This is a genomic window from Microcoleus asticus IPMA8 (assembly GCF_013179805.1).
In the GTDB taxonomy this organism is placed as follows: domain Bacteria; phylum Cyanobacteriota; class Cyanobacteriia; order Cyanobacteriales; family Microcoleaceae; genus Microcoleus; species Microcoleus asticus.
Genome location: NZ_SRRZ01000045.1, coordinates 37,850 through 50,150, shown reverse-complemented (window position 1 = coordinate 50,150; position 12,301 = coordinate 37,850). Strand labels below are relative to the sequence as shown.

10 protein-coding genes are annotated in these 12,301 nt (G+C 47.5%); 9 read left to right on the top strand and 1 reads right to left on the bottom strand.

Translation table 11 applies throughout. The features are described 5' to 3' along the window. Positions 1–286 precede the first annotated feature (286 nt). The 9 genes from E5S67_RS13945 to E5S67_RS13910 all read left to right on the top strand — a co-directional run bounded on the left by E5S67_RS13945 (position 287) and on the right by E5S67_RS13910 (position 11,830). Complete coding sequence (locus E5S67_RS13945; protein ID WP_172188121.1) at positions 287–616, top strand: hypothetical protein; 330 nt, start codon at positions 287–289, stop codon at positions 614–616. 198 nt (positions 617–814) lie between these two features. Next, positions 815–2,344: a photosystem II chlorophyll-binding protein CP47 gene (gene psbB, locus E5S67_RS13940; protein ID WP_172188119.1), complete on the top strand. Its 1,530-nt coding sequence runs from the start codon at positions 815–817 to the stop codon at positions 2,342–2,344. A gap of 142 nt (positions 2,345–2,486) precedes the next feature. Further along, a complete protein-coding gene (locus E5S67_RS13935) occupies positions 2,487–2,582 on the top strand; it encodes a photosystem II reaction center protein T (RefSeq protein WP_083622085.1) in 96 nt (31 codons plus the stop codon). Between the two features lie 194 nt (positions 2,583–2,776). Beyond that, entirely contained in the window at positions 2,777–3,334 is a 558-nt protein-coding gene (gene nrdR / locus E5S67_RS13930; RefSeq protein ID WP_246276782.1) for a transcriptional regulator NrdR, read from the top strand. Positions 3,335–4,166: 832 nt separating this feature from the next. After that, on the top strand, positions 4,167–5,306 hold the full coding sequence (locus E5S67_RS13925) for a 30S ribosomal protein S1 (protein WP_172188115.1): 1,140 nt from the start codon (positions 4,167–4,169) through the stop codon (positions 5,304–5,306). A gap of 482 nt (positions 5,307–5,788) precedes the next feature. Beyond that, positions 5,789–7,198 carry an adenylate/guanylate cyclase domain-containing protein gene (locus E5S67_RS13920; protein WP_172188113.1) on the top strand — a complete coding sequence of 470 codons (1,410 nt, stop codon included), beginning with the start codon at positions 5,789–5,791 and terminating at the stop codon, positions 7,196–7,198. Positions 7,199–7,458: 260 nt separating this feature from the next. Continuing rightward, complete coding sequence (locus E5S67_RS13915) at positions 7,459–11,190, top strand: chemotaxis protein CheB (RefSeq protein WP_246276781.1); 3,732 nt, start codon at positions 7,459–7,461, stop codon at positions 11,188–11,190. A gap of 149 nt (positions 11,191–11,339) precedes the next feature. Further along, positions 11,340–11,507, top strand: a complete 168-nt coding sequence (locus E5S67_RS33375) for a response regulator (RefSeq protein WP_246276780.1) — start codon at positions 11,340–11,342, stop codon at positions 11,505–11,507. 164 nt (positions 11,508–11,671) lie between these two features. Next, a complete protein-coding gene (locus tag E5S67_RS13910; RefSeq protein ID WP_172188111.1) occupies positions 11,672–11,830 on the top strand; it encodes a hypothetical protein in 159 nt (52 codons plus the stop codon). Between the two features lie 57 nt (positions 11,831–11,887). Here E5S67_RS13910 and E5S67_RS32415 read toward each other — a convergent pair whose 3' ends face one another. Continuing rightward, positions 11,888–12,085 (bottom strand): hypothetical protein, encoded by a 198-nt coding sequence (locus E5S67_RS32415; RefSeq protein WP_216670437.1) that lies wholly within the window; start codon positions 12,083–12,085, stop codon positions 11,888–11,890. Positions 12,086–12,301: the final 216 nt, after the last annotated feature.

Sequence of the window (12,301 nt, the reverse complement as noted above, 5' to 3'; positions counted from 1 at the left end):
ATGGCGCAGTCCTTTTTTGAATCTGACTGTACTTTAAGCCCTGGATAGCTTTCCTCGCCACTACCCTTGTAAAAAACTGTCCGGACTGTTGACAGAAACTTATTTAACAATTCTGTAGATTTATCCCCAACAGCTAGAAGATTGCCTACTACTTCCCACATCTCCCTTCGCGACAAGAACGCTTACGCGCCGCTTCGCGTAACGCGTCTTCGCGGTTCAATAATTCGGTAATCTTGCAGTTTTGCGTTATGTTAGACAAAAAAATCTCAACAAGCGTACACAACAAGTGAAATACTTCTTCTTATCCGACGGCTGGAAAGTGGGGCGCGTCTGGGGAGTCGGCGGCGAGTGGAGTTACGCCGCTTGGAGACGCCACCCCGATATTGTACAACTCGACCTCTGTCTCTGGGATCAAAAAGAAAAAATGTGGCTCTACCGCGTAGAAGACGCTGTACTCATGGTAGAAGTCAAACCGACAGCCCCGATCGACCCGAACGATCCTGCCAAAAACATCGGCAACGTCGTGCTGACCAGACTCATCGATGCGGAGCAAGTCCTCGAACGCCTCGGGACGATCGCCGCCCGCTGCGAAATGGGCAACCCGCAACTAATATAACGCCCAACATATTGCAATCGGTTCTAACACTCGATACACTTCTTTAAATAACTTTCATTTTTATGCTTCCACCTTTGAAGGTAGAGGGCATTCGGCAAAAGGCAGAGTTTAAAGCCCGCAGGTAACTGCTAGGGATTCAGAATCTGATTTTGCCGTCAAAATAGACATCATCACTTACACCTTGGAGAACCGCAGTCAATGGGACTACCCTGGTATCGCGTACACACAGTCGTCTTAAATGACCCAGGCCGATTGATTTCTGTACACTTAATGCACACTGCCCTCGTGGCAGGTTGGGCCGGCTCAATGGCCCTTTATGAATTAGCAGTTTTTGACCCCACAGATCCAGTTCTGAACCCGATGTGGCGTCAAGGGATGTTCGTGCTCCCCTTCATGGCTCGCTTGGGAGTCACGGGTTCTTGGGCCGGTTGGAGCATCACCGGCGAAGGTAACGTCGATCCGGGCTTCTGGTCCTTTGAAGGCGTCGCTGTCGCTCACATCATCCTCTCGGGCCTGCTGTTCTTAGCAGCAGTCTGGCACTGGGTATTTTGGGACTTAGAACTTTTCAGAGACTCTCGCACCGGCGAACCAGCCCTCGACTTGCCAAAAATGTTTGGCATTCACCTGTTCCTCTCCGGCTTGCTCTGCTTCGGCTTCGGCGCATTTCACCTTTCTGGACTTTTCGGCCCGGGAATGTGGGTGTCCGACCCCTACGGCCTGACCGGTCACGTCCAGGCAGTGGCACCTTCTTGGGGCCCTGAAGGCTTTGACCCGTATAATCCGGGCGGCATCGTGGCTCACCACATTGCAGCGGGCGTAGTCGGCGTAATTGCCGGTTTGTTCCACTTGACAGTGCGGCCGCCGGAACGTCTTTACAAAGCCCTGCGGATGGGGAATATCGAAACTGTACTTTCTAGCAGTATTGCTGCCGTGTTCTTTGCAGCCTTTGTGGTTGCGGGTACGATGTGGTACGGTTCTGCTGCTACTCCGATCGAACTTTTTGGCCCGACTCGCTATCAGTGGGACGGAAACTACTTCCAACAAGAAATCGATCGCAGAGCTCAAGCTAGCTTGTCCGCGGGCCAAAGCTTCCAAGAAGCTTACGAACAAATTCCCGAAAAATTGGCTTTCTACGACTACGTGGGCAACTCTCCTGCTAAAGGCGGTTTGTTCCGCGCCGGCGCAATGGTCAACGGCGACGGCATTGCTAAAAGCTGGCTAGGCCATCCAGTATTTACTGACAGCGAAGGCCGGGTTTTGTCGGTGCGCCGTCTCCCCAACTTCTTTGAAACTTTCCCAGTAATTTTGACTGACAAAGATGGGGTCGTTCGCGCTGACATCCCCTTCCGCCGCGCTGAATCAAAATACAGCTTTGAACAAAGCGGAGTTACCGTCAGCTTCTACGGCGGCGAACTTAACGGTCAAACCTTTAATAATCCTCTAGATGTTAAGAAGTTTGCTCGCGCCGCCCAAAAAGGTGAAGTATTTGAATTCGATCGCGAAACCTTGAATTCTGACGGGGTTTTCCGCACTTCGACTCGCGGTTGGTTCACTTTCGGACACGTTTGCTTTGCTTTGCTATTCTTCTTCGGCCATCTCTGGCACGGTTCTCGGACTATTTTCCGCGACGTGTTTGCTGGAGTTGAGTCCGACATGGAAGAACAAGTCGAGTGGGGCCTGTTCCAAAAAGTGGGCGACTTGACCACAAGAAGAGAAGAATCTCTCTAGATTTCTCCAGCCTCTGGGTAGCGGGGAACTTCCCCGGTACACAAAAACCCGGTTTCTTCAAGAAACCGGGTTTTTTTAGTTAATAATAAAACCAGTAATTAAGATAAAATAATACGGCAAGGGAAGATAGGGAAAATTTAACATGGAAAGTGTTGCTTACATTTTGATTCTGGCTTTAGCCTTAGGTGTACTATTTTTTGCGATCGCCTTTCGGGAACCTCCCCGGATTGGCAAATAATTAGCTAGACGCCTGCAGCAAGTCCAAAATCTCCTGAACCGGACTGCGGTCAGCCCGCACCATTGCATCGAATTTGGTGCGGGACTATTGCACCGGCGGTGTGCTAAGTCATTTTTCTAGTCCAGCCATTCATCAGACCCCAAGCGGTTAGATGAATGGCAATTTGCTGGCAATGCCTGTTAAAATCAGCAATCATGCGCTGTTCCTCCTGCCAACACACAAATAGCCGCGTTCTAGAGTCGCGTTCAGCCGAATCCGGTCAAAGCATCCGCCGGCGGCGCGAGTGTTTGAGCTGCCAGCACCGCTTCACAACTTACGAACGCATAGAATTCGTGCCGATTACGGTGATCAAACGGGACGGCAAGCGCGAATCTTTTGACAGGTCAAAATTAGTCAGGGGACTGATTCGGGCCTGCGAAAAAACCGGTTTGTCTTCCGGGCATCTCGAAACCCTGGCAGAAGAAATCGAGGCGCAACTCCAAGGTCGATCGCTCCGAGAACTTGCCAGTTCAGAAATTGGGGAACTGGTTTTGTTGCACCTGCGGCCGCTCAGCGAAGTCGCTTACGTCCGTTTCGCCTCTGTATACCGCCAATTTCGAGGCATCCGAGACTTTGTAGATACTCTAAATCACCTTCAGAATCCGCTCGACGAAGCTCAAGAGCCAGAAAGAAAGCCAGATTTTGACGCAGATTCGCCACAGCCTGATGCAGTCGATCGAGAAAGCCCCGCATCCTGCGCTACTCCCAGCTAAAATCGCTTAAATTAATTTAAAAACAGTAGGCGGGTCAGTCAATTTTAGATTGTCGATTTTAGATTTTAGATTTTAGATTTACTCGACAGATGCAATCTGGGAGCTTGAACAAGAGTCTCAAATTTTTATCTGTCCGCGACAGGAGTACGTGGCACGGTATCCGTTTTTGGGCGGGGCAAGTTAGAGAAATATTCTCTTGAGATTAAAAACCCCGTCCGTTTAGGCCCCGGATTCCAAGCAACAGCTCGGCGACTTGCGGAAGTCTGAGCGCTTCGCCGAAGCTCTCAAGAGACGAAGAGTCCCCGTGTTCTTTTTTCTGGGTCTTTGTGCTAGGTGTGTTATGATCGTCATCGGTCTAAAATTGAGTATAACTAAACAACGTAAAAACTTAACTCAATTGGTTAAGTGCTGCGTCACACCTGACGGTGTTGCAGTTTAGGAAAGCTAAATTTGAACTAAACCTAACTACAGGTGAAGAACTAATTAAATACGGTAAAGCATACCGGAATTTAGGCTTCTGGAGAAACCGACCTCTACTTAAACTGGAGCAATCCTGTCGCAAGCGGCGTCGGCTCGTTCAATGAAGAATCTCAGTTTCTTTATACCTGAGAGTGTCAGTGGACTCTGAATGTTAAGATTAAACCTTTTGACGCAGAGTTTCGAGTAATAGCAATGGCAAGCCCGGACGTGCAGTTGCACAGGGAAAAAGTTAGCAAAAACTGACTTTAGTAAAAGGTTTTGAAAGAAGTTAACCGCTTTTTCACCAAAATCTCTAATATCTGCCGGCACAAACGAAAAACATGAAGGAGAGAAATCCTAGGAAACTATTCGCATGGTCAATCTCAAAACCACAGTCAAAGACATCGGCTTTACTCACGAAGATTTTGCAGCCCTACTTGATAAATATGACTATCACTTTAGCCCGGGCGATGTAGTAGCGGGTACAGTTTTTAGTATAGAGCCGAGGGGCGCTCTGATTGATATCGGTGCTAAAACAGCAGCGTACATTCCCATTCAGGAAATGTCGATCAATCGAGTCGAAAGCCCTGAAGAGGTATTGCAATCAAACGAAACCAGAGAATTTTTCATTCTAACCGATGAAAATGAAGACGGACAATTAACTCTGTCCATCCGGCGCATCGAGTATATGCGGGCCTGGGAAAGAGTGCGACAACTGCAAGCAGAAGATGCCACAGTACGATCGCAAGTATTTGCCACCAACCGCGGCGGCGCACTCGTGAGAATAGAAGGCTTGCGAGGCTTTATTCCCGGTTCTCACATCAGCACCCGCAAACCGAAGGAAGAATTAGTCGCCGAAGAATTACCATTAAAATTCTTAGAGGTAGACGAAGACCGCAACCGCCTAGTATTGAGCCACCGTCGCGCCTTAGTCGAGCGCAAGATGAACCGCCTCGAAGTCGGGGAAGTGGTCATCGGTACAGTACGCGGTATCAAGCCTTACGGTGCCTTTATCGACATCGGCGGCGTCAGCGGCTTGCTGCACATCTCGGAAATTTCGCACGATCACATCGATACGCCTCACAGCGTTTTCAATGTCAACGACGAAGTGAAAGTGATGATCATTGACTTGGATGCTGAGAGGGGCCGGATTTCTCTCTCCACCAAGCAGTTGGAACCGGAACCGGGCGCGATGGTCAAAAATCGCGAATTGGTGTACGAAAAAGCTGAGGAAATGGCAGCTAAGTTCCGCGAAAAAATGCTCGCTCAAAAGCAAGCTAAAGCAGGCATAGACATTCCTGTAGACTCGATCGATGCTGATGATGACATCTCCGACGAAATACTCGAAGACGTGCCCTCAGCAATGGAAGAAGATCTGCCAGAAGACTTAGCACCGGAAGCAGCAGCACCGGAAGCAGCAGCACCGGAAACAGCACCGGAAACAGCACCGGAAGCAGCACCGGAAGCAGTATTAGATGTAGAGGAAGCAATCCCTCCTGCGACGGTAGAATAACATCGCAAGTCATCGCAAGTCACTGTCATTAAAAGAGGGTATTTTCCCTCTTTTTTTTGCCTTCAACGCCTCAATTAGCAACTAGCAATTAGCAAGTACCAATTAGCAACCATTTAATACCACCGTCCAAAAAAATGCAACTGTAAGCAAGCTCTAAATGCTTACAGAATCAGTCATTGCCAATTATTTAATCTAAAATCCTTCGACTCAGCGATCGCGCCGGAAGCTCAATTATCAAATGCTATAACATCTTGCTACAGACAGATGCAGCGATCGCTCTTTGAATTAATACCAGCAGCCGATAGCTCTGCCTAAATAAACATGGTCTTCATGCTGCTAATTTGTTAAGATTTATATACATCAGGGACATCCGCACAGGTGCAAACTCATCCTAATTCTTAGGCAAGAACAAAGCAGACAAGCAAACTATACAACAAAATGCTTATAAATTTTTTGCCCTGACGCTCAGAGGCAAGCGGATAATGAACATCGAACTATTAAAAGAAAAACTAGAACAGCTCAAAAAACGTCCCAATTCCAGCAAAGGAACGATCGACCAAATCGGAAAATGGTTAATCGGTTCCCACATTTTGCAGAGATTGAGAATTAACCCTTACTACGTAGCAGGCGATACAGTCAAGAATGTTAAAAGAATTACTTCGGAATTTCTGCACGGAGTAACAGCCGGCGCTTTCGACTTGCACTGGGATATTCACTGCCCGCACTGCAACATGATTACAGACGAATTCAATGATTTGGCAGACACATCAGAAATGTCTTTTTGCCCGATGTGCGAGCGCGAGTTTAACATTGATTTGCTCGATCGCGTTGAAGTTACTTTTTCCCTAAACAAAGAAATCGAAGACCCGCAACTGCGGCCCGTCTGCGCACCCCCTCCCGTACTCCAAAACAAACTGCAACTGGTAACACCTTTATACTGTACCGAATCCGAGACTGTCACCTTAGAAGAAGGTCGATACCGCTACTGCTGTCCCCTGACTTTAGCTAAAGGGATTTTAAAGGTTGAAGGCGAAAAAACAGAAGAGATACAAGAAATTAAACTCAAGCAGTTAGCCGGCAGAGATTTTGACAAAATAGAGCTGACCGTGCGTCCGGGAAAAGTGAAGATAGAATTAACTAATACCGATCACAATTTGTCCGGGCTGATTTTGCATTCAGAGGAATTGCCCGATGAACTGACATTAGAACAACTGCCCCTGCGGCTGTCAGGAATCCAACTGGTTCATCACCCGGATTACAAGCGTTTGTTCGGCGATCGCGTAATATCGGAAAGAGAGCGAGTCAAGATTCGGGCGATTACTATTATGTTTACTGATATTACCGGTTCTACCAGAATGTACGAAACACTGGGAGATACTAAAGCTTACAATATTGTGCGCGATCATTTTGAAATTTTCTTTGAGTCGATCGAGAAATTTGGCGGTAAAGTCATCAAAACCATCGGCGATGCCGTCATGGCTTCCTTTATCAGCAACGAACAAGCAATTATGGCAGCGGCCGCTGCTGTGGCTTGTTTCAGAGAATACAACTCCACTCGCGAACAAGCAGAGTGGATTCAAGTCAGAATTGGCATTCACCGAGGTACGGCTTTGCTCGTAAATCTTAATAATTCGATCGACTATTTTGGTTCCACAGTCAACAAAACCGCCCGCCTTCAAAATCTTTCTAAAAGTGACGAAGTTTCGTTTTCCGAAGAGGTTTACAGCGACCAACCATTTTTAACAGCATTAAAAGCTGCTGGAGTGTCCGAAATTCAAAAACGTGTTGAAGATTTAAAGGGAATACAAGGCGCACAAGTTGCTTATAGTGCTAGAATTAACACGGAATCTGTAATCGCGCTGTCTGCTACACCAATCCCTGGAAGAAGTTAAGTAAGCAGATATACCAAATTATTGCCACCCTATTGTTGCGCTCGCCACAACATTAGATAGAGTTCTTCTATAGCGCTCAGATCGTCGCTCCAAAACTCTACCTAATTCTTAAGGGAGTTGCAGAAGGCTGATACCTTAAGTAAAGTCGGATAAAAATAGTCGGAATTACTCAGCCTTATACTTGTCAGATAACTGAAGCTAAGACTGCGCACCATGACTCTCATCAACGATCTCCACAAAATACACCCGAATCTATAGCCATGGCAACAGTCGCCTTTGACAGCGAACAATTAGCTGAAACCGATGCCCCGTTTCCGATCGTCGGAATTGCGGCTTCTGCAGGAGGGTTGGAAGCATTCACCGAGTTACTGACTCATTTGCCAACCGATACGGGTATGGCGTTTGTGCTGATTCAGCATTTAGACCCCAATCACAAAAGTTTCCTCGCCGAAATTCTGGGCAAAACGACCCAAATGCCTGTTAATGAGGTACAAGACGGCGTAGCTGTAAAGCCGAATCAAGTCTACGTCATTCCGCCTAACACCAAGATGGTGCTGTCTAAAGGCGTGCTGGAACTATCACCCCGCGAGAAGATTTATGGCAAATATATGCCGGGAGATGCGTTTTTTACATCATTGGCGATCGATCGCGGATACAAAGCGATCGCCGTAGTATTATCCGGGGCAGACGGAGACGGTTCACAGGGGCTGATGGCAATCAAAGCAGCCGGAGGCATGACTTTTGCTCAATGTGAAGGCACGGCAAAATTCGATAGTATGCCGAATACCGCTGTTGCGACAGGCAATGTCGATTTTGTTATACCACCGCAAAAAATTGCTGAGGAACTGGCAAAGTATAGTCGCAGTTCGTTTTTCACTCGCCCGCTTCTACTGGCAAAAGTTGAGGAATCACGCGGAACGGGAGAAGCCCTGGCAACTATTTTTGGGCTGCTGAAATCGACCACAGGCGTTGACTTCACCCTGTACAAACCGGCTACCGTGAACCGACGCATAGAGCGGCGGATGGTATTGTATAAGTTAGAGATATTGGATCATTACGCCAAACACCTTCGAGGCAATTTGGCTGAAATCAAAGCTTTGTATGAAGAAATCCTGATCCACGTCACCTGTTTTTTCCGCGATACCGAAGCCTTTCAAAACTTAAAAAACTACGTTTTCCCTAGGATTACCCAAAATAAATCAGCAAATGCTCCGATCCGGATTTGGGTGGCGGGATGTTCGACTGGTGAAGAAGTTTATTCGATCGCCATTTGCTTGTTAGAGTTTTTGGGCGATCGAGTTATCCCGCCGATCCAGATTTTTGCCACGGACATTGGCGACGCGACAATCAGCAAAGCTCGGTCAGGCGTCTACTCAGAAAACCAGATGATAGACGTTTCACCAGAGCGGCGTGCTCGCTTCTTTATTCTCCAAGAAGGAGGTAGTTATAGAATCTGCAAGGCAGTCCGCGAACTGTGTGTATTTGCCCGACAAGACTTAAGTAATGACCCGCCTTTTGCCAATCTCGATTTAGTTACCTGTCGCAATGTGCTGATTTACTTGGGAGAGTCATTGCAACAGAAAGTGATGTCGATTTTTCATTACAGCCTTAACCCAACAGGCTTTCTCATGTTAGGTACTTCTGAGAGTACCGGAAAATTTTCATACTTGTTTAATTCAGTGGATAAAAAGTATAAAATTTATGAAAAAAAGTTAGGTGAAAAACCTCCCGCTATTTCGTTTACCCCTAGTTTCTATTCCGCCGCTAAAAAAATAGGCGAACGGCAAAAAGAGGGTCAAATGTTGATGAAGAGCTTTGACTTAGAGCGAGAAACTGACCAACTGATGTTGAAGCGCTATGCCCCAGCCGGTGTGGTTGTGGACGAGCAGATGAAAATCCTGCAAGTGCGGGGAGACATCGATCCTTACTTGAGAATGGCAGCGGGAACGCCGGACTTAAACGTGCTGACAATGGCAAGGGCAGGATTGCTTGTTGAGCTTCGCACCGCGATTCATCAGGCACAAATGCAGAACGCGACCTTTAGGAAAGAAGGGGTATTTATTGACGCGGACCGGCGACAGAGTATCGTCAATATTGAGGTGTTGCCGTTTCAGCCGCACGCCTTCACACCACGCTATTTTTTGGTGGTATTTGAACAGGTTTTACCGACCGCGAGCAACTTCTGCACCGTCACTCCTGAAAACAGCAAGCAATGTGATTTAGAGCAGGAAAATGAGCGGCTGAGGCAGGCACTTGCCTCCGCGAATCAAGCAAAAAATGCGGCTCAAGCGCACCTGCAATCCTTGATTCACGACCAGGAAAATCTCAACGAAGATCTCAAAATTGCCAACGAAGAAATTCTATCCAGCAACGAGGAGTTGCAAAGCACAAACGAGGAGCTAGAAACTGCCAAAGAAGAGATTCAAGCCACGAACGAGGAACTCATCACCACGAACGAGGAACTTCGCAGCCGATATCTCGAACAAAGCCAGCTCAATAACGATCTGACAAATTTGCTGGCTAGTATCAAGCTCCCAGTCTTAATGCTGGCAAACGATTTACAGATTCGACGCTTTACGCCAACGGCGAAGAAAATTTTTAATCTGATTCCCACAGATATTGGACGACCTTTTAGCGATATCCGATCGACTCTTGACGTTCCTGAGTTGGAACAGATGATTGTGGAGGTGATTGATAATCTCTACTCGAAAGAACAAGAAGTTCAAACTTTATCGGGATATTGGTACAACCTCCGCATTCATCCTTACCGCACCACGGAAAACCAGATTGACGGTGTGGTAATGCTTTTGATCGATATTAATGCTCTTAAACGCAGTGCTAGAACCTTGGAAGAAGCCCGAAATTATGCTGAGGCGATCGTAGAAGCTGTGCCAACGCCTTTAGTCGCGCTAAATGCTGATTTGCGAGTGAACAAAGCAAATCGAGCGTTCTATGAAACTTTTCAGGTTTCATCCTCAGACACAGCGAAATCTTCGCTATTTGACCTAGGGAAGGGGCAGTGGAATATCCCCAAATTGCGAGGGATATTGGAAGATATTCTGGTTAGTGATGTTCAGCTTCAAAACGTTGAGTTGACTCACCTGTTTGAGGAACTCGGGCAGAAAACTTTGCTGCTGAATGCTTGTAAAGTTGAACGAGAAGACACGGTTTCAATGATTCTGCTGTCGATCGAGGATATCACCGATCGCAAGCAGTTTGAGACAGAGCGATCGCAGTTATTGGAGCAGGAACAGTCCGCTCGCCAAGAAGCAGAAAGGGCTAACCGAGTTAAAGATGAATTTCTAGCGAATCTCTCCCACGAATTGCGCAATCCCCTGACTCCGATTCTGGCGTGGTCGCAAATGATCCGCTCCGGGAAGCTTAAGGAAGAACATACTAATCACGCTCTAGAGGTGATCGAGCGCTCCGCGAAGGCGCAGTCTCAGTTAATCGGAGATCTTCTCGATATTTCCCGGATTACCAACGGCAAGCTTCAACTGTGCAATTGTCCGACCGATCTGCCGGTAGTAGTGCAAGCTGCGCTGGAGACCGTTCAATTATCAGCCGAAGCAAAAAACATTCAAATTGTTTCCTATTTGGGTTCTGCAACTGTCTTAGGCGATACCGATCGCTTGCAGCAAGTTTTGTGGAATCTTCTATCTAATGCGATTAAGTTTACTCCGGCGGGGGGACGAGTGGAAATCGCGGTTTCGACGATCGACAATCATGCTGAAGTTCGAGTCACCGACACTGGAAAAGGGATTAAGCCTGAGTTGTTGCCGTATATTTTCGATCGCTTCCGTCAAGGAGATTCCAGCCCCACTAAGACGGATCAAGGGCTGGGATTGGGATTGTCGATCGTGTATCATCTTGTCGAACTGCACGGGGGAACGGTGCAAGCCGAAAGTCCGGGTGAGGGACAAGGAACTACAATAACTCTGAGATTGCCGCTGCTAAACTCGCCTGAAGAGTTGACACCGACGGTGGATTGAACGCCAACTGTTTTGGCTGCGCCTTTGAATGCCTCTAGCGATATTGTCCCCTCTCTCGAAGGCTGGCACGTTTTAGCTGCGGACGATCGGATCGATACGCATCATCCCTGACAATTTGGGCTGCAAGGCTACGGAGCGGAGGTTTTGACTTGCATCTGCCAAAAGTACGCGCGAGCGAGGCTATCCCGCAGGGAATCGCTGCTGTGACTGAGAATCCCGATCGATACGACGTGCTAATCTCGGATATCGGAATGCCTGATGAAAACGGGTATTTCTTAATTCCAGAAGTGCGAACTCTTGCTGCCAAAGCCGGATGACGAATCCCAGCCGCCTGATATCAATTCCGGCTGCGCCGGAATAATATAGAGGACAAGGCAGTGCCGTTTCTGGCGCGCCAGATTTATTGTAGGGAAACGGCACTGCCGTGTCCTGATTGCGGGTTATATTAATTCCGATGCTACCGGATTTGATATGACTGCGTATGCGATCGCTAGCATACGGGGAAAGGGCGATCGAAGCTGGTTTTCAAACTCATATTGCTCAGCCGATTAAGCCGATTGAACAAGGATTAATTATTGCCAATCTAGCAGGGAGCTTTTTAACTTTTTTGAGATGCAACTCGGCGGTTGAAACCGCTTAAGAGTCAAACGAATTAGATCCCCGCACCGGACTTAGCCTGGGCCCAAAGCGTGTCAACTTAACGTACAACCAATTGTCCGGCACGGGGTGAAACCCCTGCCTCAAAGCTAAATTCCTCTCCCATAGGACTAATGAATTCTTGAGTCCTCTTTGAGAGGACTTTAGCTATCAGCCCCGTGGAACTGATTCCCTGGCGGCCTTTAGGTTTAAGTTGACACCAACGAACAATGTTGTCTCCTGATTTTTTAGGCAACATTCTTCAATAGACCTCTTGCAAAAATAATTAGGACGGGCAAGATGCCCGTGCCACAAGAATTATTTTTTTCTTGTGGCACGGGCGGGAGAACCCGTGCTATCGTTGATGAAAAGGACTTTTGCAAGAGGTCTAATCTTATACCAACTATTAAAAATCGCAGAGTCCTGTGCCGAAAACGGCAATCCCCTTTCTCTACAAGTATTGTGTCTTAATTTT